Source organism: Mesobacillus sp. ABV4_180 (genome assembly GCF_056158485.1).
This window is the reverse complement of sequence record NZ_JBSWTJ010000001.1, coordinates 1,307,404-1,331,648: the sequence shown is the minus strand read 5'-3', so window position 1 is coordinate 1,331,648 and position 24,245 is coordinate 1,307,404. Positions and strand designations below refer to the sequence as shown.

Genomic DNA, 24,245 nt, shown 5'->3' with positions numbered 1-24,245 from the left:
AAAACAAAAACGCCAACTCTGCGTGAAGTTGGCGTTTTTTATGTTAACGAATAACTTTAATGGTTCCTTTATCGATCCAGTTCCTGAATAATTTCAACATCAATGCCTTGAAAAACTTCCTGGTTGGTGGTGCCAGCAGCAAGAATCCCAGCGTATCGGTTATGAAGCCCGGTGTCAGGAGAAGGGTTCCGCCAACCAGAATGCTTATTCCATCCAGGATGACATCCCCTGGCATCATACCTCTTCTTAATTGATCCTGAGTTCTCCGAATGATTTCCAGTCCCTGCTGTTTGGCCAGATATGCCCCAAGGAATCCTGTAAAAATGATGAGCAGGATTGTCGGCCAAATACCGATCGTTTGTCCGGAAAGAAGCAAGAGACTAATTTCAGCTGCAGGAACAATAACTAAAAATAGAAAAATGTATTTCATTTTCCACCTCAATGTGTTGGGATAGCCTGTCTTTCTATTATATGTGCCGTTTCCCAGGAATTACAACTATTAGGAACACTATAAAAGAAAGAGTGGAGGAATCCCCCACCCTTTTCAATGATTGATTTATAGTACGCTTGCATGTCCTCTGTAGATGACGCCTCTTGCTGAATCAACAGTAATTTCCTGGCCATCTTGGAACAGGTTCATTGCGTTTTCCACGCCAACGATGACAGGGATGCCAAGGTTCAGGCCAACTACAGCTGCGTGGCTTGTCAATCCGCCTTCTTCCGTGATCAGTGCGCTGCACTTTTCAAGGGCAGGAACCATTTCACGGTCGGATCCGATTGTTACAAGGATGCTGCCTTCTTTTACTTTGCTTAACGCTTCTTGAGCATCTTTTGCAATGACGACTTTTCCATATGCAGATTTACGGCCGATGCCCTGTGCTTTTGCAAGAATGTCGCCAACAACATGAATCTTCATCAAGTTGGTTGTTCCTGCTTCGCCAACCGGTACACCAGCAGTGATCACGACAAGGTCACCGTGTGACACAAGGCCGCTGTTCACACTTTCTTCAACCGCAACTGCAAGCATTTCATCTGTCGTTACTGCTTTCTGGCCAAGTTGTGGATATACTCCCCACACAAGTGCCAGGCGGCGAACCACATGGTCATTGGAAGTTGACGCAATGATTGGTGCCTTAGGACGGTATTTTGAAATCATGCGTGCTGTATGGCCGCTTTCTGTTGGTGTGATGATCGCATTAACCTCAAGGTTCAACGCTGTATGCGCAACCGATTGCCCTATAGCATCTGTAATGTTGTGCTCAGTGTCTTTACTGCGTGCAGACAAAAGTTCTTTATGGTCAAGAGCCTGCTCTGCGCGGGAGGCGATATTATGCATTGTCTGAACTGCCTCAACTGGATATTGTCCTGCAGCTGTTTCACCAGAAAGCATGATTGCATCTGTGCCGTCAAAAATAGCGTTTGCTACGTCGCTCGCTTCTGCACGGGTTGGACGAGGGTTGCGCTGCATGGAATCAAGCATTTGTGTTGCTGTGATAACCGGCTTTCCAAGTGTGTTGCATTGCTTGATCAATGCTTTTTGTACAAGTGGTACTTCTTCTGCCGGGATTTCTACGCCAAGGTCCCCACGTGCCACCATCAGGCCATCTGATACTTCCAGGATCTCATTGATGTTGTCGACGCCTTCCTGGTTTTCAATTTTAGGGATGATATTGATATACGATCCATTATTCTCTTCAAGAAGCTGGCGGATTTCAAGCACATCAGTCGCACGGCGCACAAAAGATGCTGCGATAAAGTCTACACCTTGCTCGATACCGAAAAGAATATCCTGTGCATCTTTGTCCGTGATGCCTGGCAGCTTAACAGAAACGCCAGGAACGTTAACACCTTTTTTATTCTTAAGTGTTCCGCTGTTCAATACTTTCGTCTTGATTTCGTTATTGGCTTTGTCGATGCTGACTACTTCAAGGCCAATTAAGCCGTCATCGAGAAGGATTTTTGCGCCGGAGTGCACGTCCTCAATCAGGCGATCATAAGTTACAGAGAATTTTTCAGCCGTACCAAGTACTTCCTTCATGGAAATGATGCATTCCTGTCCCGTCTGAAGCTCGATCGCACCGTTCTCCATATCATTTGTGCGGATTTCAGGGCCTTTCGTATCAAGAAGGATCGCTACCTTCTTCCCTGTTTTCTCTCCAGCCTCTCTGATATTCTTGATACGTGCAGCATGTTCTTCATGATTTCCGTGAGAAAAATTCAGTCGGCAGACATTCATGCCAGCTTCCATCAATTGAACCAATTTATCAACACTTTCACTTGCGGGGCCAATCGTACAAACAATTTTCGTTTTGCGCATAGCTTGCAACCTCCTGGTTTACTGTTGAGAGATTAGATAGATAATTCTTTCGATAATTTATATAAGTTCAGATCGACCGTATGCTCTTTTGCCAAAGCCTCGATAATATCGTAATCAACCATGACGTTGCTTTCCATTCCGACAGCACGTCCGCCTTTACCTTCCAATAAAAGCTCCACTGCACGGGCTCCAAGCCGGCTTGCCAGCACCCTGTCAAAAGCAGTCGGCGTACCGCCGCGCTGAACATGTCCAAGTACAGTAACCCTTGTGTCAAAGTCAGTCTCTTCTTTTAGCTTCTTTGCAAAGTCATAACCGTTCATGACACCTTCTGCCACAATGATGATACTGTGCTTTTTGCCACGTCCATGCCCTTTTTTAAGACGGTTGGCAATGTCCTTCATATCGTGCGGGTCCTCAGGGATGAGGATGGTTTCCGCTCCACCTGCTAAACCTGCCCAAAGAGCAATGTCACCTGCATTGCGTCCCATAACTTCAACTACAAATGTTCTTTCATGTGAAGAAGCAGTATCACGGATCTTGTCGATTGCATCAATTACTGTGTTAAGAGCTGTATCAAAACCGATCGTGAATTCTGTCCCCGGGATGTCATTGTCAATTGTCCCAGGTACGCCAACACATGGATAGCCTTGTTCGGTAAGGGCCTTTGCTCCTCTGTATGAACCGTCTCCGCCGATGACAACAAGACCGTCAATGCCGAATTTTTTCAGCTGCTCGATCCCTTTTTGCTGTCCTTCCTTCGTCTTGAACTCTTCACTGCGAGCAGAGTAAAGGAATGTACCGCCGCGGTGGATGATATCACCTACTGATCCAAGCTCAAGCTTTTTAATGTTACCGCTCATCAGTCCAGCATAACCGCCGAACACACCATAAACCTCGACGTCATGATAAATCGCTTTCCTTACTACCGCACGTACAGCTGCGTTCATGCCTGGCGCATCCCCGCCGCTCGTCAATACTCCAATTCTTTTCATAGTCTTTCACCTCATTCGGTATCATCTATGTACTAAACTTATCTCTGTGGCATTCTGTTAACTTATCTTATTATAAACAGAATACCAGGGAATATTTCTAAAATAACACGTTGAATATCGTATCTCAACTGAATCCTCAATATTGACAATAAGACTAAATTGTCAAGAAATTGCAAGCGCTTCAAAAGGGATTTGTCTGGAAAAAAAATAAAACGTGCTTTATTGCACGTTTTATTTTACCCCTATAAATTCATTAGGAAACGAATACTCACCAATTCGTTTATATTTTTCATATCGCTGGCTAAGGAGTGTTTCTTCATCCAATGCGAGAAGCTCTGACATGGAATCCTTCAAGATCTTGTCCATGTATTTTGCCTGCTGTGCTACATCCTTGTGTGCCCCGCCTTTTACTTCCGGAATGATTTGATCAATGATTCCCAATCCCTTAAGGTCTGGAGCCGTGATCTTCATCGTTTCAGCAGCTTTCTTCGCCAATGTGGAATCCTTCCAAAGGATCGCCGCTGCACCTTCTGGGGAAATAACAGAGTAAGTGGAGTTTTCAAGCATGTGAATATAATTGCCTACTCCCAGAGCAAGTGCTCCGCCGCTGCCGCCTTCGCCGATGACCACACAGATGACCGGCACTTTCAACCCCGCCATCTCAAATAGATTGCGTGCAATTGCTTCACTCTGGCCCCGCTCTTCGGCAGCCTTCCCAGGATAGGCTCCCTTTGTGTCAATGAAGCAAATAATCGGCCGTCTGAATTTTTCCGCCTGCTTCATCAGTCTCAATGCCTTCCTGTAGCCTTCAGGATGAGGCATGCCAAAGTTCCTGCGGATGTTTTCCTTAGTATCTTTGCCGCGCTGATGGCCGATGACAGTCACCGGATAGCCATGGAATTTCGCGATTCCGCCTACAATTGCTTCATCATCGCCGTACGCCCTGTCCCCGTGGCATTCGAAGAAATCAGTAAACAGCAAAGAAATATATTCAAGTGTTGTCGGACGGTTTGGGTGTCTGGCGATCTGTACCCTGTCCCACGGTTTCATATTTTCATAAATTTCCGACTCAAGCTTTTCAAGCCTTGCTTCGAGCTTATCAATCTCAGAAGTAAGATCCACATCTGTATTCTTCGTGAATTCCTTTAACTCACTGATTTTTTTCCTTAATTCCAATACCGGTTTCTCAAATTCTAGTTCTCCTGCCATTCGAATGTCCCTCCTGGCTGATGAATTTCAAGTATTCCCGCGATTTTCTCCTTTAAGTCCACCCTTGAGATAACTGCATCAAGCTGTCCGTGCTTCAGCAAAAACTCGGAAGTCTGGAAGTCTTCAGGCAATTCTTCACGGATTGTTTGCTCAATGATCCTTCGGCCTGCAAAACCGATAAGTGCTCCAGGCTCGGCGAGATTATAATCTCCCAGGGAGGCAAAGCTTGCAGAAACTCCCCCTGTAGTCGGGTGAGTCATAATTGATATGATCAGCCCTCCATTATCACTGAACCTTTTCAATGCGACGCTCGTTTTGGCCATTTGCATCAAGCTCAGAACACCTTCTTGCATCCTAGCACCGCCGGAAGCGGTAAAAATGATAAAAGGAATCGATAATTCATCTGCTTTTTCGATTGCTCTCGTAATCTTTTCACCAACAACAGACCCCATGCTCCCCATGCGGAAAGTGGCATCCATGATCGCAATGGCTACATCATTATCATTCACACTTCCAAGCCCAGTGACTACAGCCTCATTTATTCCTGTTTTCTGACGGTCCTTTTCAAGCTTGTCCACATATTCAGGAAAGCCAAGTGGATTCCCTGAAACCATTTCACGATCCAGCTCACGAAAGCTTCCAGCATCGAGGAAGCTCTCAATTCGTTCAGCAGAATTCATTTGATGGTGATAGCCGCACTGGATACACACCTTGCAATTTTTATTCAGTTCTTTTGTATACATGATTTTTTTGCAGTTCGGGCATTTTGTCATGATTCCTTCAGGTACATCCTGCTTCGCTGCTTCAGAAGGAATTGTCGCGTACTTTTTCTTTTTCGTCTTAGTAAAAAGTTCCTTTAGCAAAGGTAAACCCCCTCCGTATATTGCTGGTTGTCTTTACGAATCCAATATTTAGTAATAAAGCCCTAGTGGTCAGACCACTACATCAAAAGAAAGAGAGGCTGCCGTCAAGGCATCTTAAGCATGTCCACTAGTATATAACATCCTTTGCTCAAAAGATGTTACTTCATGTCGTCAGCTAGTCGACATTTTCCGCAGCATGCGATACCTTTCCAGAATCAGTTCTCCTCTTTTTGTTGCAAGTGAATCTACCAGCCTGTGATAGTCTTCTTTTTCAGCAGCCTTCACCTTAAGCTCCAGCGCATTGTAATAATCATTCAATATATCCCAAATTCGGAAAAATAGATGATTGTCCGCAAGTTCGGCAATTTTCTTGAAGAATTGTTCATCTTCAAAATTATGTTCATCAATCCAAACTTTTAGTCTGCTAAAATCCTCATCCTGGAATTTTTCAGCCGCAAGGTACAGACAATCGACCTCTATCATATTTTTGGTTTCAACAACATCATACTTAGCTTTCTCGTCCTGCAGGATAAAAGTGCTTAATAATTGGACAAGCTGATTGCCGCGGAAATCCCTGATAAATGTCCCCTCTCCTCTTCTCGTCTCGATCAATCCTAGAAGTTCGAGTGCACGCAGAGCCTCCCGAACAGAGGAGCGCCCAGCATTAAGGCGCTCTGAAAGCTCACGTTCTGAGGGGATTTTATCTCCTGGCTTTAAGCCGTCATTTTTAATCATTTCCCTTAGCTGCCTGACGATTTCCACATAGACTTTTGTGTTTTTTTCAGGCTGTGCCACTAAGCGCTCACTCACCTTTTCCAATGGTCGCAAGGCGTGTAGTCCGTTCCTTTACCTCTTCTGGATCCACTTTTATCCGTGCCACACCTGTTTCCATCGCCGCATTTGCCACAGCCGCAGCTACGGCAGGCGCAACACGCGGGTCAAATGGGCCAGGAATGACGTAATCGCTTGAAAGCTCGGATTCATTGATCAGGCTTGCGATCGCATTTACGGCAGCAACCTTCATCTTTTCATTGATGTGGGTAGCCCTTGCGTCCAATGCTCCACGGAAGATTCCAGGGAAGGCAAGAACATTGTTTACTTGGTTAGGAAAATCAGAACGGCCTGTACCAATAACCGCCGCTCCCGCTGCTTTCGCTTCAGCTGGCATGATTTCCGGCACCGGGTTTGCCATCGCAAAAATGATTGGATCATTATTCATTGTCTGGATCATTTCCGCAGTCAAAGCTCCTGCCACTGAAACACCAATAAACACATCAGCGCCTTTAATTGCATCAGCCAGGGAGCCTTCTACGTTATCACGGTTCGTGAACTTGGCAACTTCGTCCTTGATCGCATTCATGCCATTTGGACGTCCTTCATAAATAGCACCCTTTGTATCACACATGATGATGTCACGGACTCCATATGAGTATAGAAGCTTAATGATCGCAATTCCCGCAGCACCCGCTCCGTTTGCAACCACTTTGATTTCGTTCATTTTCTTTCCGACAATTTTTAGAGCATTGACAAGTCCTGCTACAGTAACGATAGCAGTTCCGTGCTGATCATCGTGAAACACAGGGATATTTGTCTCTTTTTTCAGGCGCTCTTCAACCGCGAAGCAGTTTGGAGCGGCAATATCTTCAAGGTTGACCCCGCCAAATGTTGGTTCAAGAAGCTTGACCGTTTCGACAATTTTATCCACATCAGTAGTATTAAGGCAAATCGGGAAAGCATCAACTCCAGCAAAGCTTTTAAAAAGCACTGCTTTTCCCTCCATTACTGGAAGTGCCGCCTCAGGACCGATATTTCCAAGACCCAATACTGCCGTACCATCTGAAACGACAGCAACCATATTGCCTTTCATCGTATAATCATATACGGTTTCTGGCTTATCATATATTTCCTTGCAAGGCTCCGCCACACCAGGCGAATAAGCAAGACTTAAATCTCTTGCATCCCTTACAGGCACTTTTGATTTCGATTCTAATTTTCCTTTGTTTACACGGTGCATGTGCAAAGCTTCTTCACGTAAAGTCAACTCTGGTCCACTCCTTAGTTTAAGGCTCTTTCCGTAAACTTTTTTTGCTATGCGAAAACAGCCTGGATATAAAAAATGCTGCCAACTCCAGTGGTCTGACCACACATATCCTTTTCCAATATAACACATCTATTATACTTGTAAAGAACTAATTTTTCAGGACAATATTATTGTCTCCGAACACTTTCTTTAATTCACTCAGGCTGCCAGGGTCAGTGTTGATACTGTATTCTTTTGGCATTAGCACTGATTTTTCAGTTTCTTCATTATACACAATGACAGGAACATCACCAGGATATTTTTTCAGTAAAGCTTTAAGTTCGTTCATTTTGTCCGTACTGCCGGTTCCCCGGGCAATCCGCAAGTAGAGTACGGGATTTTTTTCATCGAATTTAGCTGCTTCTTTATCAAGATCAAGGACAGTTTGTACCACAAACTGGCTTTTTCCTTCCCGCTCATCAAACTTGCCTTCAACGAGCGCCATTTTCCCTTGCGCTAAGACATTTCCATACTGCTTATAAACGGATGGAAATATGACTGCTTCTGTTTCTCCGCTCGCATCACTCAAAGTCAGGAAAGCCATGGCTTCACCCTTTTTAGTGCGGATTTTTTTCTGCTCAGTAATATAGACACCAAGCCTGACCTTGCTTCCAGGGGGCTTTAAAGCAATGTTTTTCACTCCGGCAGCCTTGAACTCATTTTCATGGATAGAAACCGGGTGCCTGGACAAATAGACTCCGAGATATTCTTTTTCCAAATTGAGCTTGTCTTCTATACGCATCGGATCCACTTCCGTGTATTTGGGTTTGAGCGAGAACTCCTCTTCGGCAAACATATCAATCTGGCCTGAATCATCCGGAGCGACAAGCTGCGCATGCTCAATCGCCACATCAATCGTTGCCAGAAGGACGGCACGGTCCTGGCCGAATTCATCAAAGGCACCTGAATAAATCAATGATTCCAGAGTCTTTCTAGAAGCTGCCTTTTGAGGGACCCTGATGCAAAAATCGAAAATATCCCTGAATGGCTGGTTCCTTCTCGCCTGGAATATCTCCTTTAATGATGCAAGGCCGACACCCTTGATACCTGCCAGACTGTACCTGACTGCCTCGCCTTCCGGCTGGAAGCTGAAATTGCTTTTATTGATGGATGGAGGAAGAAGCTTCATCCCCATCTGCTGCAGTTCCCGTGCATACTGGGCGATTTTTACATCGTTCCCGATTGCTGAAGAGAGCAGCGCAGACATGAAATACAGCGGATAATGAGCTTTTAGATACGCCAGCTGATAGGCAATCATACTGTATGCAACAGCATGGCTGCGGTTAAAGCCGTAATTCGCAAACCTGACAATCAGGTCATAAATAACATTCGCCGTCTTGTTGTCATATCCTTTCCTTAATGCACCATTAACAAAATGTTCGCGTTCCTGGTCGAGAACTTCCTTCTTTTTCTTCGAAACAGCCCTCCGCAGCAAGTCAGCTTCACCGAGTGAAAATCCTGCCATCTTTGAAGCGATCTGCATGATTTGCTCCTGATAGACGATGACTCCATATGTATTCCGAAGGATGCTCTCCAGGTCCTTATGGTAATAGTCAATAGGCTGCCTTCCATGCTTCCGGTCAATAAATAACGGGATATTTTCCATCGGTCCTGGCCTGTACAGCGCGTTGACCGCTACGATATCCTCAAATCGGGTCGGCTCAAGCTTCGTCAGGACCTTCCTCATCCCTTCTGATTCAAGCTGGAAAATACCGGTCGTCTCTCCTCTGCCCAGCATTTCAAATGTCATATGGTCATTGAATGGAATCTCATGGATATCAAGCTTTTTACGAGTCTTCTGATGGATTGAATGCAGAATTGTATCGATTAAAGTCAGGTTTCTTAAACCAAGAAAGTCCATTTTGAGCAGTCCGATTTCCTCGAGATGGTCCATTGAATATTGGGTCAGGAAAACTTTTGACTGCCCTTCCTGGATCGGTACCACATTCGTAAGCGGCTGTTCGCTTATCACCACACCGGCTGCGTGTGTGGAAGTATGGCGCGGCAAGCCTTCGAGCTTGATTGCGGTTTCAAGTATTTTCTTATTCTTGGCTGTCTCATCGATGAAATCCCTAAGCCCCTTTGATTCCTTGATTGCATCTTTTAGGGTTATGCCCAGCCTTGATGGCACAAGCCTTGAGAGCCGGTCGAGCTCCTTTGGATTCAGGCCGAATACTCGCCCAACATCCCTGACAGCTGCTTTTGCCGCGAGTGTTCCGAAAGTGGCTATCTGGGCTACGTGAAGCTCCCCATATTTTGCAGCAACATATTCAATCACTTCATCGCGCCGGTTGTCAGGAAAGTCGATATCAATATCAGGCATAGAAATTCGTTCCGGATTCAGGAATCTTTCAAAAAGAAGTTCATGTTCAATTGGATCAGCATCGGTAATATATAGTACATAAGAGACAATGGATCCCGCAGCCGATCCACGGCCGGGTCCAATAAGAATTCCCTTTTCCCGCGAATATTTTATAAAATCCCATACAATCAGGAAGTAATCACTGAAGTTCATTTTTTTTATGACAGAAAGCTCATACTTCAATCTGTCTGCATGCTGTGGTGATGGATTTCCATAACGATCCTTCAAGCCCTGTAAGCACAGTTGCTCAAGCATCCCATCGGCCGTCTGTCCCGGCTCAACAGGGTATTTCGGCAAATGCCTTGTGCCAAAATCAAGCATGACATTGCAGTTTTCCGCGATTTCAAGCGTGTTCTCCAGCGCTTCGGGATATTCTGAGAAAAGCTCGCTCATTTCTTTGGCGGTCTTCAGGTAAAACTCATTGCTTCCGAGTTTTTCACGGTCATCCTCCTGAAGCTTCTCCCCATTCCTGATTGCCATCAAGCATTCCTGGGCAAAGGAATCTTCTTTTTCGAGGTAATGGACCTGGTTTGCAGCTGCCAATGGGGTGTTTGTTTCTCTCCCCAGCCTTGCCAGCTGATCTATCAACTCGTTCTGTCCTGAAAGTCCCTGGTTTTGTAATGCCAGGAAAAAGTTTTGGCTGCCAAATATTTTCGTATATAACTCCACAGTCTGAAACGCTTTTTCTTGCTCGCCATTGGATAAATAATACTCAATTTCTCCCTGTGTACCAGCGGTCAGGGCATATAGCCCTGAAGCATAATGCTTCAGCCATTTCACAGGAATTCCTTCTGGTGATTTCGTCTGAACAGCACTGGAAATCTTAATCAGATTCTGGAATCCCTCATTGTTTTTTGCAATCAGCACTAATGGGAAGGAGTGATCTTCCATAATCGGGCTGACAACGTCCACAGTCAGGCCAAGCAATGGTTTGATTGATTTCTTCAGACATTCTTTATAAAATGCTACAGCTCCATACATGACATTTCGATCCGTTAATGCGAGTGCGGGAAATCCTTTTGCCCTGGCATCGCGGACGAGCTGCTCAACTGTCGACGTACTCGTCAGCAGGCTGTAAGCACTATAGACATGAAGGTGAATAAATGACATTTCTCTCACACCCTTAAAGGTTCATCTACTATTATTATAGGCTTTCAGAGGAAAAAAAGAAAATATGTTCTCATTTGTTCACGTAAGTTTAAACATATTGGATCCAGATTGTCCATATGATGAAATACGAGGAAAAATCGATTTTTTTATAAAAGGGTGTTTACTATGAACCAGCCATTTATTCCAGGTTTGTTTGAGGCATATTTCATCGCACTCGGCGTATTGCTGGGTGGCTCGCTGATTGGCGGTTTGGCTGCTTTCCTGACAGGGCAGCCCCTGCTGACAGAAATTGCCCGCTTCTCTAGTTCAATCAGGATCTGGGCGATCATCGCAGCGATCGGGGGAACATTTGATACAGTGTACAGTTTTGAAAAAGGATTGCTTCACGGGGAGACAAAAGACATCTTCAAGCAATTTTTATTGATCCTGACAGCAATGGGCGGCGCTCAAACCGGGGCACTGCTGATAGACTGGCTGACGCAGGAGCATGTATGAAATGAGGATTTCTCCTTATTACCGCAGACCTGAATGGCAGAGGTTCTTTTCAGGAATGGCCGTGGGCGCTCTATTGAGCTGGTGTGTGTTCCTATATATGAATGGTGTATCAATTGAAAAAAACGCAAAAATCATCCATGAGCAAAAGGGGACCATTGCAGAGCTACAGGACGACATCAAAATCTGGCAGGATGATTATGCCGAGCTCAATAAGAAGAATGAAGAAAAGCTGACCGTCCAGGAGATTAAGGTAAAAATCACAAATGATAAAAAATATAAACAGTATCTGGATGCTCTAAGCATCTATGAAATTGAAGAACAAACAAAGAGCGAATTGAATATTCTGCTTGCCAAGGATCTTGACTCGGTTTTCAAAAGCAGGGATTTAATCACTAAGCTGATTGAAAACAAATCGATCAAAATGAATGATAAACGCTATAAGCTGAAAATAAAATCGATGGTCATCTATACATCCGTCAGCATCCAGGTTGAGATTAATTTGGATTGACTATTTGACAGGTAATTCTCTCCAGTTGTAACGACCTTGTGTGACACCTATTTGAAACGGGAAATATAAACTATAACATTTGATGACTGGAGTGATCGGCATGTCTTTTAATAATGGAGCAGGAAACAGCGGCAGTGGTGTCGGGGGTGGATTATTCCCTGTGTATGCCTTGAATAACCGCGAGCTTGATAACCAGGTGAAATTGAATGAAGATCAGTATGATGTATTTGTGAATGAAGACTTTGTTGGACAGAAAAGCCTTAAGAATCAAGGAGAACACCTTTCGGACATTGACGATTTTTTAAAGCAGCAAGGGATCAGCGGTTTTTCATCATCTCTTGATGGTGACCATTATAAAATCCAGACTGAAGGCCAAAGTCAGGATATTACAGAGGCCTTGAATGTTTATTTTAATAATAGATAGGGCTGCTTTCGTAAAAAATACAATTTAGGTGCGTTTCTTTCTGAAACGCACCTTTTTTTGTCAACTTTCCTTAATGTTCCTATTGTTTGCAGGCTTCGATTAAGTCTCTCAGGACAAGATCGACATCGTCCCATGAATAGATGGAAGCTCCTGCAGCAAGCGGGTGACCTCCCCCATTATACTTCCTGGCAATCGTATTGATCACAGGACCTTTGGAACGAAGGCGTACACGGATCTGGTCTTTTTCTTCAATAAAAAATACCCATGCCTTAATTCCTGAGACATTCCCCAATTCGCTCACGAGCAGTGATGCTTCGGATGGCTTGACTGAATACTTATCAAGCAGCTCCTGCTTCATCACTACCTTTGCAGCTCCATTTTCAAGCAATTCAAAGTTCTGCAGGACATAGCCATTCAATTTCACCACATTTGGTGCCAATTCATACATCCTGTCATACAGCTCGGTACGTGAAAAATTATAATGGATGAGTTCACCTGCATAAGCAAAGGTTTTATTTGTCGTACTAGGGTAAAGGAAGCGTCCTGTATCACCGACGATCCCCGCATACAGCAACCGGGCTGCCTCATCGGACATTTTCAATCCCTTTTCCTTGAAACTCAGATAAAATTCATAGATCATTTCACTCGTAGAACTTGCTTTTGTGTCAACCCATTGCAGGTCACCATATGGATCTTCATTCGGATGATGATCAATCTTGAGGAGCTGCTCGCCTAAACGATAACGTTCGTCACAAATCCGTTCTGCATTGGCTGTGTCACAAACAATGACAAGCGCGCCTTTGAAAGTGTCATCCGGAATTTGATCGAGCCTTCTCAGATAATTGAGGGATGGTTCCTCTTTCCCGACAGTGTATATGTTTTTTTCCGGATAGGACGCTTTCAGGATTTCCGCAAGTCCTCCCTGGGAACCGTAAGCATCCGGATCTGGCCTTACATGACGATGGATAATGATTGTTTCATAATTTTCAATTGCTTCAAGTATTTGCGCTTTCATCAATAAGCTCCTTCACCTTTTTCATATTTTAATTATGAACATAATTTTTGGAAAAGAAAAGCAGGAACATCTTTATGATGGATACAATAGATAATAGTAAAAAAGAAAGAAACTTTTTATTAGCATCATCTGTATGGAATTCCTCTAAAATTAACTGTAAAATAGGATTGATTATAAATTTGGAGGAATTGCAATGCCTATTCTCGTATTCTTGATCGTTTTATCATTCGTTTTTTATATCTTTTACAAGATTAAATATGTTCGCAGCAAAAGGCCTGCTGAGCGAAAATGGCTATCAGCAAAGTCCAGCATCGCACTTGGTTTGTTCGTGGCGTTTTTCGGTTTGAATCAGCTGTTCCTTTTTCAGACTACTGTCACCTACATCGTAGGCGCAATTTTCATTGTCATCGGTTCATTGAGTGCATGGGGCGGGATCAAAGCCTATAAATTCTATCTTCCGCATGCCGCCAAGGAAGCGGAAGAATAATATTGTACAAAAAAGCCGATTCCTTTGTGGATCGGCTTTTTTGTATCTATTAATAAATTATTAATGGCGGTCGATCAGCTGGCACATCATCATGGCCTTCCCTACTAGGACACCTTCATTAAAGGCTTCGATATCAACCTTTCCGAACTTCCTTCCCACCTCGAGCACTTTCGGATAAATCTCTATGACACTGTCAATCTGGACCGGCTTAATGAAATAGATGGTCATATTCTCAACAACCAGGTCGCCTTTTTTATAGCCTCTCAGCACCCGGTTCGCTGCTTCTGTGACAATCGTTGTGAAGACACCATAAGAGACGGTTCCCAGATGATTCGTCATCTGCGGTGTCACCTGACAGCGGAAAATATCATCATCCTTTGTTTTTCCCTTCGCGAGCACCATTTGGTTCGTCACCGTATCATCAAGTGTCTCCCCTACCTGCGGCTGGCGCTGGATCATTTGGAGAGCCTTCAGTACATCCTGTCTGCTGACAATGCCCTGAAGCCTGTTCCCATCATTTACGACAGGGAGGACTTCTATGCCTTCCCACACCATCATGTGGGCGGACGAAGCTACACTCGTCGACCCACTGACTGTCATCGGGCTCTTTGTCATGATTTTCTCAATCATCGTCCCCTGCTCATGGCCCATTACGTCCTTTGAAGTGACCATCCCGATAACCTTCATATTCTGGTCCACTACCGGAAAGCGACTGTGCAGCGTTTCATCCTTATGGCGGTACCAATCCGATACACGGTCATCACTCTTCAGAAAAATGGTTTCAGAAACTGGCGTAAGGATATCCTCCACAAGGATGATTTCCTTTTTGATCAACTGGTCATAGATCGCACGGTTGATCATCGTCGCCACGGTAAAAGTATCATAACTGCTTGAGATGATTGGCAGCTGCAGCTCATCTGCCAATTTCTTTACATGATCTTCCGTATCAAATCCGCCTGTCACCAATACTGCTGCTCCTGCCCTGAGAGCCTGTTCATGTGCTTTGTCGCGGTTCCCGACAATCAGCAAGTTCCCTGCACCTGTATAGCGCATCATCGCTTCCAGCTTCATAGCACCAATGACGAATTTATTCAATGTTTTATGAAGTCCGGCGCGGCCGCCGAGAACTTGTCCATCCACGATATTGACCACTTCGGCAAAAGTGAGCTTCTCTATGTTTTCTTTCTTTTTCCTTTCAATCCTGATTGTGCCGACACGTTCAATCGTGCTGACATACCCTTTCACTTCTGCATCCTTAATGGCTCTATAAGCCGTTCCTTCACTAACATTAAGCGCCTTGGCGATTTGGCGTACCGAAATCTTTTCACCTATTGGCAATTCATCTATATATTGAAGTATTTGTTCATGCTTAGTTGCCAAGACTTTCACCCTTTATAATAATTTTCCGTTCAATGCAGTTCTATCCATTACCATTATAAGGTGAAAGAAGGCTTGATTCAATCAAACCCTTTGGATAATTACACTAGAGCCATTTTAGTCCATAAAAAAACTGGCTAAAATTTTAGCCAGTAAATACGCGGGATTTTCTTTTCGGCTTGCTTTCCACTCTCATCCTGCCAGACTTTGCATGTTTTTTCGGGGTGTACAGAAAGGCTGCCAAGTTCCCAGCGAAGACGAGCAGTGCCAGGAACAGCCATGTCCCGGCAAACAAGGCCTCTTTACCGCCAGCACTGAAATTCAGCTCAGGCATTCCTATGTAAAGCATCACCCCGCATAACAGCAGGTATAAAAGATAGCGGTTCTTCTTCATTTTTCCCCCTCCTACAGGTTGTCTTATTTATAACTATGCTTAGGGAGATAAAAAAAGCATGATAAAAGAAAAAGCTGCACAACTTTTTGTGCAGCCCATGAGTTTACAGTTCAATTGCCTCTCCTGCTTCGAGGACGCGGCCTTGATTTTCCTTAAGCATTTTTACAAAAGCGTGAGGATCCTGCTTGATCGGCGGGAATGTGTTGAAATGGATTGGCACAACCTGCTTTGCGTTCAGGAATTCTGCTGCCAATGCCGCATCTTCAGGCCCCATCGTAAAATTATCGCCAATCGGCAGGAAGGCAAGGTCGATTGGATGCCTCTCACCAATCAGCTTCATGTCAGAGAACAATCCAGTATCACCCGCATGGAACACGGTCTTCCCTTCTGCCATGAACAAAATTCCGGCAGGCATTCCGCCATAAATGATTTCATTGTTTTCAGTCATCATACCTGTTCCATGGAATGCTGGAGTCATTTTCACCTTGCCAAAATCAAATTCATATGCACCGCCAATTGACATCCCATGAGTGTTCAGGCCCTTCCAGCCTAAATATGTAGCAACCTCGAAGTTGGCGATTACAAGGGAGTCATGATGTTTAGCCAGTTCCACTGTATCCCCCAGGTGATCCCCGTGGGCATGTGTAAGGATAATGACATCCGGCTTGACATCCTCCACCTTCAAATCAGTAAGTTCATTTCCGGAAATGAACGGGTCGATCAGGATCGTCTTCCCATTCGTTTCAATTTTAACAACAGAATGGCCGTGATAAGATACTTTCATGTTATCGCTCCTTTCAATGTTCCATAAGATATTTCAACGCAGATTGCCTATCTCCTGCTTCATTTTTCTGTATACCCACTAAATCCCCCATATAAAAGTTTTACTTTTCAACTGTGAATTGCTACTCTCATAGTGAGATATACATATCAGAGGAGGATTTCATATGACTGAAAGATTGGCTGCTTTATCAGGATGGATGAAGGATAATGGGGTGGATGTCACATTCGTCACATCCCCTGACAATGTGTTTTATTTGAGCGGATTCCTAAGTGACCCCCACGAACGTCTGCTCGCTGTTGCTGTTTTCCAGGATGCTGAGCCATTCATGATTTGCCCTGCGATGGATAAGGAAAATGCAAAAAACGCAGGATGGGAGCTTGAAATAATTGGCTACAGTGATACAGATGATTCAATGGAGCTAGCCTACCAGGCGATTAAAAAGAGAGTCGCTTCCATTAGGAAGACTGCTATCGAGAAAGAACAATTGAATGTGGAACGCTATGAAAAAATGGCTGGACTTTTTGGCGGATCCGAATTTGTTTCTGCCGAAGAAAAACTGCGGCTGATGCGCATGGTAAAAACTGAAGAAGAATTGCAGACACTGAGGAAAGCCTGTGAACTTGCAGATTTCGCGATTCAAACAGGAGTCAATGAAATCCAGGAAGGCAAAACCGAACTTGATGTTCTGGCAGCAATTGAATATGAACTAAAGAAAAAAGGCGTAACGGAGATGTCGTTTTCAACGATGGTCCTAACCGGTAAAAATGCTGCTGCTCCACATGGCACTCCTGGCCTGACAAAGATCAAAAAAGGTGATCTTGTATTGTTCGATCTTGGCGTTGTAATGGACGGCTACTGCTCCGACATAACAAGGACTGTTGCTTACGGTGAAATCAACAAACAGCAGGAAGAAATCTATAACACTGTGTTAAAAGCACAGCTGAAAGCTTTGGACACAGCACGCGCTGGCGTTCCATGCTCCGAAGTTGATCTCGCAGCCCGCAATGTGATCGAAGAAGCTGGATACGGAGAATACTTCCCGCACCGCCTAGGACACGGTCTGGGAGTCAGCGTCCATGAGTACCCTTCATTGACGAGCACGAACTCATTGCTACTGCAAAAAGGGATGGTATTCACAGCTGAACCCGGAATTTACGTACCAGGCGTCGCAGGTGTAAGAATCGAAGATGATGTCGTCATCACCGAGGATGGAATCGAAATTTTAACGAAGTTCCCTAAGGAACTGGTTTTTGTATCGTAAGATAGGCTTAAAACCGTCTGGATTGATGATATCCAGGCGGTTTTTCACATTTTATGCTGTGTTAAACTCGACTGCTGGTTTTCCCCATGAAAAATCGCAATCTCCAAACTTAATACTGCTTCGGACAAAGTGAAGAGCATAGGATGAAAAAGTGAACGAACTCGGGACATCTTCGGACAAAATTCTAGAAAGGTCATCCCAAAATGTCCGTAGTCGTGTCCCCTTCGGACAAAATTCTGGAGAGGTCGTCCCTAAATGTTCAAAGACGTCTTCCCTTTGGACAAAAAACTGGAAGGGTCGTCCCTAAATGTCCGTAGTCGCGTCCCCTTCGGACAAATTTCTAGAATGGTCATTCAATAATGTCCGAAGACGTCTTACCTTCGGACAAATATGCAACAAATAGCTTTAATAAAACCTCAATAAAAAAGAGCAGCTGCGGCTGCTCTTTCCATTTTTTAGCGGTTATCCACTTTTTCAGGGTACATATCGTGATTCATCATACGATAATTCGCCATTTCTTCATACTTCGTTCCCGGCTTGCCATAGTTTGTATACGGATCGATCGAGATTCCGCCTCGTGGCGTGAATTTGCCCCAAACTTCAATATATCTTGGATCCATCAGTTTGATGAGGTCATTCATGATGATGTTCATGCAATCCTCATGGAAATCGCCGTGATTCCTGAAACTGAATAAATAAAGCTTCAGCGCTTTGCTTTCGACCATCAGTTTATCCGGAATATAACTGATATAGATGGATGCAAAATCCGGCTGTCCCGTAATCGGGCACAGGCTCGTAAATTCAGGAGTATTGAATTTCACGAAATAATCCCGATATGGATGCTTATTCTCGAATGTTTCCAAAATTTCAGGGCTATATTCGAACAAGTATTTTGTTCCTTGATTCCCTAGTAAAGTTAAATCTTTCATTTCCTCTTCTTTTCTTCCAGCCATTTCAGAAGCCTCCCATGATGTCCGCAAACGCAATATGAGGCCAAAACTCTGCTTCTAAAACAAAAACCATATCCTCTGGATATGGTTGAAATATTTCAAAGCCATAGTTTTTTATAGAGGGTGTCCGCTATGAACCTCTCCCGCGAATGCAGGATGATTTATTCATTTTTCTATAGCAACTATAATGAAACATCAGGACAATGTCAAAAGAAAAATTTACATATAATAAAAGAATAAATATGACAAAATCGTGTATTCCCATTTATTATTTTTACAAATGTTCATTTGATTATTTACATATGTTCAACCACCTGATATATTATTCATGTAAGTAACACATAATAAATTTGTGATATATATTTTCTTCTTAATGAAAGCGTTTCAACATATTTTTATACAGAAAGGGTTTGAATTTAATGACGAACGAATTGGCAAGAATGATCGACCACACATTACTTAAAGCAAATGCAACTGAAGCTGAGGTTGTAAAATTGGCTGAGGAAGCAAAAGAATATAAGTTTGCATCTGTTTGCGTAAATCCTACATGGGTTAAAACAGCTGCTGAAATTCTTAAGGATGCTGAAGGAGTAGAAGTATGTACAGTAATCGGCTTCCCTCTTGGAGCTTCAACTTCTGAAGTAAAAGCATTCGAAACAAAGAATGCAATTGAAAATGGAGCAACTGAAGTGGACATGGTCATCAACATCGGCGCATTGAAAGACAAGCAGTACGATGTAGTTGAAAAGGATATCAAAGCAGTAGTTGATGCAGCTAAAGGCAAAGCTTTGACTAAAGTCATCATCGAAACTTGCCTTCTTACTGATGAAGAAAAAGAAATGGCTTGCAAGCTTTCTGTCAATGCAGGTGCTGATTTCGTCAAGACTTCTACTGGATTCTCAACTGGCGGTGCAACTGTAGAAGATATCGCACTAATGAGAAAGACTGTCGGTCCTGATTTAGGCGTAAAAGCTTCAGGTGGCGTAAGAAGCCTTGAAGATGCACAAAGCATGATCGAAGCTGGCGCAACAAGAATCGGAGCTAGCTCTGGTGTAGCAATCATGAATGGCCTGTCTTCAAATTCTTCATATTAATCGAAAAAGCTTAATAAATAAACATGGGAATGAGGAATGGACGATGGATAAAAACATGCTTGTAGAAAAAGCAATCGAGGCAAGAAGCAAAGCATACGTTCCATATTCTAAGTTTCAGGTTGGCGCTGCAATCATTACCAGCAACGATCAGCTATTTCTTGGCTGCAATATTGAAAATGCATCATACGGCCTTACCAATTGTGCAGAGAGAACGGCTATTTTCAAAGCGGTATCCGAAGGGGATACAGAAATCAAGGCGATTGCTGTGGTCGGAGACACTGAAGGTCCTATTTCTCCATGCGGTGCCTGCCGCCAGGTAATTGCAGAATTCTCGACTGATGACACGAAAATTTACCTTGCCAACCTTAATGGCGATGTAAAGGAAACGACAATCAGCGAAATCCTTCCTGGTTATTTTACATCCAAGGATATGGATAAGGTTAACCAGTCAAAGTAAAAGATTTAACAAAACATTTTAAGTTGGGGGCAATTCTTTCCATCCTAAAGGATGAAGGAGTTGCTCTTTCTTATTCGTGATAAAGGAGGAAAGAGCCTTCTCCTTTAGGAAGGCATACATCATGGGAGACGCAGGTTTATTATTATCAGGCGCAGCACTATTTTTGAACAGCCTGATGCTTCTTGGGCGCGCAAATGCGAAAAGCGTGGCTGTATTTAACCTATTCATCGGGGCAATGCAGGTGATTGTTCCATTTTATCTAATCGTCGTATCTGACCAGGCCAACTGGACCATTTACAGCCTTGCCAGCATTTTTCTGTTTGGCTTTACCTATTTGTACGTTGGATTGACATTATTAAAGGATCTCGATGGCAGCGGACTTGGCTGGTATTCATTATGGGTGGCCGTCATTGCCCTGATCTATGCAATCGTAGCCTTTGTCCATTTTGAAGATATCGTCAGCACACTGACATGGCTGATGTGGGCTTATCTCTGGTTCCTGTTCTTCCTGTCCATGGGCATGAACAAGAAAATCGATGCATATATCGGCAAAGTGGCCATGGTCCAGTCCTGGCTGACATTGACCTTCCCTGCCTTACTATCCATGACAGGATTATGGAAGAGCAATCAGGTGGCTGAAGCCTGGATATACTTCTCCATAGCTGCCATTGTCTATTTCGGATACATTACGTTAAAGCTTGTGAAATCGACAGCCAGAAATGAAAAATTCGCGTAAAAAAAGACATTAATGAATACGAAAAAACTATACAAAAAACCGTCCTGCCAATCGGCATGGACGGTTTTTTCATTATTTCGCCAGTACATTCGTCAATACAGGTACAACCTGTTTTTTACGTGAAACAACACCTTTAAGGGTTGCAGTGTTGTTTTCAAGCGAGACATTGAATGCTTCTTCAACCGCAGCAGCTTTATTTCCAAGTGCGAGCGCAGCCGAATCGTTCGTTAAAATGTCAGTAATGACCAGCACGAAAAGGTCGAGATTCTTATCAGCGATCTTGCTGTTAAGAGCATCTTCTAGCTCTCCCTGACGAGCAAGCACTTCATTAACGTCAACAGTGTTCACTTGGGCGATTTCAACCTTTGACTCACCCATTTGGAATTCCTTTGCATCAAGGGAAATAAGCTCTTCGATCGTCTTGCTGCTCAAATCTGCTCCTGCCTTAAGCATTGCCAGCCCGTACTCATCAGCATCAACCCCAGCGATTTCAGCTAATTCACGTGCAGCTGCCACGTCCTGGTCTGTGCAAGTTGGGGACTTAAACAATAATGAATCGGAAATGATCGCAGAAAGCATAAGGCCAGCGATGTTCTTATCGATTTCCACATTATTTTCTTTATACATCTTATTTAAGATTGTTGCTGTGCAGCCTACAGGCTCGACACGGAAGTATAGCGGATCGCTCGTTTCGAAATTAGCCACACGGTGGTGGTCAATGACTTCAACAATCTGCACTTCTGTAATATCTTCCGCACTTTGTTGGCGTTCGTTGTGGTCAACAAGGATAACCTTGTCCACTTCTTCGGAAACTCTCTCAGTAAGGCGTGGGGCTTCGACTTTGAAGTAGTCCAGCGCGTATTGAGTTTCACCGTTAACCTGTCCCAAACGAACTGCTTCAGCATCCACTCCAAGCTTCTGCTTCAAATGAGAATAGGCAATGGCCGAGCAGATTGTATCGGTATCAGGATTTTTATGTCCAAAAACAAGTACTTTTTCCATCATGACACTCCTCAATTACAAATTAATCACGGTCGTTCTCCTGGAGAACCCGTATATCCCATAAATAATATACGCTAAAATGGAAAGATTTTAAACAGCTTTGTACGAAAAAGAAAAGATCCGGATTCTCGCATCCGGATCTACTATTATTAGAGTTGCTCCAATAATGTTTTTGTTTCAGAATAAACAAGGTTATGAGACTCAGCAACAGCCTGGTATGTAACATAACCGTTTAATGTGTTGATGCCCTTCAGCAATGCTTCATTGTCTAGGCATGCTTGCTTGTATCCTTTGTTCGCAATTTGAACAGCATATGGCACAGTCACGTTAGTCAACGCAATTGTAGACGTTCTTGGCACAGCTCCAGGCATGTTTGCAACTGCGTAGTGAACAACGCCGTGCTTTTCATAAGTAGGGTTGTCATGAGTCGTGATTCTGTCCGTTGTTTCGAAAATACCGCCCTGGTCGATGGCGATGTCGACGACAACTGAACCCGGGTTCATGGACTGGATCATCTCTTCTGTTACAAGCTTAGGAGCCTTTGCACCTGGAATCAATACAGCACCGATTACAAGGTCAGATGTCTTGACTGCTTCAGCAATATTGAAAGGATTAGACATCAGTGTTGTAATATCAGATCCGAAAATATCGTCAAGCTGGCGAAGCCGGTCTGGGTTCAAGTCGATCATTGTGACTTCTGCGCCAAGTCCAACAGCCATTTTCGCTGCGTTCGTTCCAGCTACACCGCCTCCGATGATTGTTACCTTTCCTTTTTGCACGCCAGGAACTCCGCCTAGAAGAATTCCTTTACCGCCGTGGACCTTTTCAAGGAACTGAGCGCCAATTTGTGTTGACATACGTCCAGCAACTTCACTCATAGGCGTCAGCAATGGAAGTGATCCGTTTGCAAGCTGTACTGTTTCGTATGCAATACCGACTACCTTGTTTTCAATCAAAGCCTTTGTCAACTCTGGTTCTGGAGCAAGGTGCAAATATGTAAATAAAATCAATCCTTCACGGAAATAACCGTATTCTTCCCGCAGAGGTTCTTTAACCTTCATGACCATATCCTGCGACCATGCTTCTTCAGCACTTCCAACAATCAAGGCGCCAGCAGCTTTGTAGTCTTCGTCAGTAAAGCTGGAACCAAGACCAGCACCAGTTTCAATAAATACTTCATGGCCGAAGTTAACAAGGTTAAGTACACCTGCAGGCGTCATAGCCACACGATTTTCATTGTTTTTTATCTCTTTAGGTACACCGATACGCATTATTGCATACCTCCTATAATAATAATTGCCCTTCCATTTCATGCACTGCCACAACTAAATTATTTGCCATAGGAAAAATAGTATAATTGGACAAGGATGAAAACACTTTCATTTTAGTTGAAAAAAAGCCTTTTGGCAAAACAATTCGTACAAAATTACCTAAAATATACTATTCTGTATATTTTTAATTTTGGCTGAATTATATTATATCGTTGATTGTGAAAAAATCTGCTTCAATTTAATAGAAAAAGGCTTGCTAAAATCATTGATTTTTTTAGCAAGCCTTTTGTATTCTTTTACCTTAGTTCTTCGTTATTTTCGACTGCTGCTTGCGTTTGCTCTTGTCCGACGACTCCGCTGTTATAGGAATCCATGATCTGCTGGCTCACTTGCATGACACCCTGATCGTCGTAATCATAAAATGACTGGCCGTTCTGCTGTTTCTTTTCCATACTGTTTGCCTCCTTATCTATATTGCTTACGCATATAGTTTTCGTTGGATTGTCACAGCTATACTAAGGAAACTATTGTATAATATAGGTAAAGGAGGCGAGAACTATGGCGCTATATTATAAGAATATTTTAGTTGCCGTTGATGGTTCTAAAGAAGCAGCATGGGCTTTTAAAAAAGCCATTGAAATCGCAAAGAGAAATGATGCCAAGCTGGTCATGACCCACATCATCGATTTGCGCACCTTTGCCACTGTTGAGGCATATGACAGAACAATCTCTGAGCGTGCGAACCAGTTTGCCACAGAGCTGATGGAGAACTATAAACAGCAGGCAATGGAAGCTGGAATCAATGACGTCAGCTATGAAATCGATTATGGTTCACCAAAGGTCAAGATTGCGAAAGATGTTGCGAAAAAATACAACGCCGACCTGATCATTTGCGGAGCGACAGGAATGAACGCAGTGGAACGCTTCTTTATCGGAAGTGTCTCAGAACACATCACCCGTTATGCAACCTGTGATGTCCTGGTCGTCCGGACAGACAAACTTAACTAATCTTCCTTAAAAACAGCAAAGCACGCTGCGAATGATTGCAGCGTGCTTG

Annotated in this window: 25 protein-coding genes; 9 read left to right on the top strand and 16 right to left on the bottom strand. The window is 43.7% G+C overall.

Annotated elements, in window-relative coordinates:
• Positions 1–43: 43 nt before the first annotated feature.
• From ACXAEA_RS06635 to dnaE, 8 genes are all read right to left on the bottom strand, one after another.
• Positions 44–430, bottom strand: coding sequence for an FxsA family protein (locus ACXAEA_RS06635; protein ID WP_475095123.1), 387 nt, complete (start codon positions 428–430; stop codon positions 44–46).
• Positions 431–556: 126 nt separating this feature from the next.
• Positions 557–2,317, bottom strand: coding sequence for a pyruvate kinase (gene pyk / locus ACXAEA_RS06630; protein WP_475095122.1), 1,761 nt, complete (start codon positions 2,315–2,317; stop codon positions 557–559).
• A 32-nt stretch (positions 2,318–2,349) separates the two neighbouring features.
• Positions 2,350–3,309, bottom strand: a complete 960-nt coding sequence (pfkA, locus tag ACXAEA_RS06625) for a 6-phosphofructokinase (RefSeq protein ID WP_475095121.1) — start codon at positions 3,307–3,309, stop codon at positions 2,350–2,352.
• Between the two features lie 231 nt (positions 3,310–3,540).
• A complete protein-coding gene (gene accA / locus ACXAEA_RS06620; protein ID WP_475095120.1) occupies positions 3,541–4,518 on the bottom strand; it encodes an acetyl-CoA carboxylase carboxyl transferase subunit alpha in 978 nt (325 codons plus the stop codon).
• A complete protein-coding gene (accD, locus tag ACXAEA_RS06615) occupies positions 4,503–5,381 on the bottom strand; it encodes an acetyl-CoA carboxylase, carboxyltransferase subunit beta (RefSeq protein ID WP_475095119.1) in 879 nt (292 codons plus the stop codon). The genes accA and accD overlap by 16 nt, the downstream gene beginning before the upstream one ends.
• 171 nt (positions 5,382–5,552) lie before the next feature.
• The gene (locus tag ACXAEA_RS06610) at positions 5,553–6,116 is read right to left on the bottom strand and encodes a FadR/GntR family transcriptional regulator (RefSeq protein ID WP_475098067.1); all 564 of its coding nucleotides are present in this window, start codon (positions 6,114–6,116) and stop codon (positions 5,553–5,555) included.
• Positions 6,117–6,183: 67 nt separating this feature from the next.
• Complete coding sequence (gene ystJ, locus ACXAEA_RS06605; protein WP_475095118.1) at positions 6,184–7,422, bottom strand: NADP-dependent malic enzyme; 1,239 nt, start codon at positions 7,420–7,422, stop codon at positions 6,184–6,186.
• A gap of 148 nt (positions 7,423–7,570) precedes the next feature.
• Positions 7,571–10,933: a DNA polymerase III subunit alpha gene (gene dnaE, locus ACXAEA_RS06600; protein WP_475095117.1), complete on the bottom strand. Its 3,363-nt coding sequence runs from the start codon at positions 10,931–10,933 to the stop codon at positions 7,571–7,573.
• A gap of 165 nt (positions 10,934–11,098) precedes the next feature.
• Here dnaE and ytrH point away from each other — a divergent pair, with 165 nt between their 5' ends.
• From ytrH to ACXAEA_RS06585, 3 genes are all read left to right on the top strand, one after another.
• Entirely contained in the window at positions 11,099–11,428 is a 330-nt protein-coding gene (gene ytrH / locus ACXAEA_RS06595) for a sporulation membrane protein YtrH (protein WP_475095116.1), read from the top strand.
• A 1-nt stretch (position 11,429) separates the two neighbouring features.
• Positions 11,430–11,936, top strand: coding sequence for a sporulation membrane protein YtrI (ytrI, locus tag ACXAEA_RS06590; protein WP_475095115.1), 507 nt, complete (start codon positions 11,430–11,432; stop codon positions 11,934–11,936).
• A gap of 100 nt (positions 11,937–12,036) precedes the next feature.
• Complete coding sequence (locus ACXAEA_RS06585; protein WP_475095114.1) at positions 12,037–12,360, top strand: hypothetical protein; 324 nt, start codon at positions 12,037–12,039, stop codon at positions 12,358–12,360.
• Between the two features lie 79 nt (positions 12,361–12,439).
• Here ACXAEA_RS06585 and ACXAEA_RS06580 read toward each other — a convergent pair whose 3' ends face one another.
• A complete protein-coding gene (locus ACXAEA_RS06580) occupies positions 12,440–13,375 on the bottom strand; it encodes a DHH family phosphoesterase (protein WP_475095113.1) in 936 nt (311 codons plus the stop codon).
• A gap of 193 nt (positions 13,376–13,568) precedes the next feature.
• Between ACXAEA_RS06580 and ACXAEA_RS06575 the strand changes: the two genes are divergently transcribed.
• Positions 13,569–13,862, top strand: coding sequence for a YtpI family protein (locus ACXAEA_RS06575; RefSeq protein WP_475095112.1), 294 nt, complete (start codon positions 13,569–13,571; stop codon positions 13,860–13,862).
• Between the two features lie 60 nt (positions 13,863–13,922).
• Here ACXAEA_RS06575 and ACXAEA_RS06570 read toward each other — a convergent pair whose 3' ends face one another.
• The 3 genes from ACXAEA_RS06570 to ACXAEA_RS06560 all read right to left on the bottom strand — a co-directional run bounded on the left by ACXAEA_RS06570 (position 13,923) and on the right by ACXAEA_RS06560 (position 16,417).
• Entirely contained in the window at positions 13,923–15,242 is a 1,320-nt protein-coding gene (locus tag ACXAEA_RS06570; protein WP_475095111.1) for a DRTGG domain-containing protein, read from the bottom strand.
• Between the two features lie 142 nt (positions 15,243–15,384).
• A complete protein-coding gene (locus ACXAEA_RS06565; protein ID WP_475095110.1) occupies positions 15,385–15,633 on the bottom strand; it encodes a hypothetical protein in 249 nt (82 codons plus the stop codon).
• Positions 15,634–15,736: 103 nt separating this feature from the next.
• A complete protein-coding gene (locus ACXAEA_RS06560) occupies positions 15,737–16,417 on the bottom strand; it encodes a metal-dependent hydrolase (RefSeq protein WP_475095109.1) in 681 nt (226 codons plus the stop codon).
• Positions 16,418–16,580: 163 nt separating this feature from the next.
• Between ACXAEA_RS06560 and ACXAEA_RS06555 the strand changes: the two genes are divergently transcribed.
• Positions 16,581–17,678 carry a M24 family metallopeptidase gene (locus ACXAEA_RS06555; protein WP_475095108.1) on the top strand — a complete coding sequence of 366 codons (1,098 nt, stop codon included), beginning with the start codon at positions 16,581–16,583 and terminating at the stop codon, positions 17,676–17,678.
• 455 nt (positions 17,679–18,133) lie between these two features.
• On the opposite strand, the gene queF is transcribed toward ACXAEA_RS06555, so the two are convergent.
• Positions 18,134–18,631: a preQ(1) synthase gene (gene queF, locus ACXAEA_RS06550; protein WP_475095107.1), complete on the bottom strand. Its 498-nt coding sequence runs from the start codon at positions 18,629–18,631 to the stop codon at positions 18,134–18,136.
• A gap of 416 nt (positions 18,632–19,047) precedes the next feature.
• Between queF and deoC the strand changes: the two genes are divergently transcribed.
• From deoC to ACXAEA_RS06535, 3 genes are all read left to right on the top strand, one after another.
• Entirely contained in the window at positions 19,048–19,722 is a 675-nt protein-coding gene (gene deoC / locus ACXAEA_RS06545) for a deoxyribose-phosphate aldolase (RefSeq protein ID WP_475095106.1), read from the top strand.
• The gene (locus tag ACXAEA_RS06540; RefSeq protein ID WP_475095105.1) at positions 19,694–20,179 is read left to right on the top strand and encodes a cytidine deaminase; all 486 of its coding nucleotides are present in this window, start codon (positions 19,694–19,696) and stop codon (positions 20,177–20,179) included. The genes deoC and ACXAEA_RS06540 overlap by 29 nt, the downstream gene beginning before the upstream one ends.
• A 121-nt stretch (positions 20,180–20,300) precedes the next feature.
• Positions 20,301–20,915, top strand: a complete 615-nt coding sequence (locus ACXAEA_RS06535; protein WP_475095104.1) for an AmiS/UreI family transporter — start codon at positions 20,301–20,303, stop codon at positions 20,913–20,915.
• Between the two features lie 72 nt (positions 20,916–20,987).
• Here ACXAEA_RS06535 and ACXAEA_RS06530 read toward each other — a convergent pair whose 3' ends face one another.
• From ACXAEA_RS06530 to ACXAEA_RS06520, 3 genes are all read right to left on the bottom strand, one after another.
• Positions 20,988–21,917 carry a manganese-dependent inorganic pyrophosphatase gene (locus ACXAEA_RS06530; RefSeq protein WP_475095103.1) on the bottom strand — a complete coding sequence of 310 codons (930 nt, stop codon included), beginning with the start codon at positions 21,915–21,917 and terminating at the stop codon, positions 20,988–20,990.
• A 149-nt stretch (positions 21,918–22,066) separates the two neighbouring features.
• Positions 22,067–23,188 (bottom strand): alanine dehydrogenase, encoded by a 1,122-nt coding sequence (gene ald, locus ACXAEA_RS06525; RefSeq protein WP_475095102.1) that lies wholly within the window; start codon positions 23,186–23,188, stop codon positions 22,067–22,069.
• A 296-nt stretch (positions 23,189–23,484) separates the two neighbouring features.
• The gene (locus ACXAEA_RS06520) at positions 23,485–23,640 is read right to left on the bottom strand and encodes a hypothetical protein (RefSeq protein ID WP_475095101.1); all 156 of its coding nucleotides are present in this window, start codon (positions 23,638–23,640) and stop codon (positions 23,485–23,487) included.
• Positions 23,641–23,746: 106 nt separating this feature from the next.
• On the opposite strand from ACXAEA_RS06520, the gene ACXAEA_RS06515 reads away from it, so the two are divergent.
• Complete coding sequence (locus ACXAEA_RS06515; RefSeq protein ID WP_475095100.1) at positions 23,747–24,196, top strand: universal stress protein; 450 nt, start codon at positions 23,747–23,749, stop codon at positions 24,194–24,196.
• Positions 24,197–24,245 lie beyond the last annotated feature (49 nt).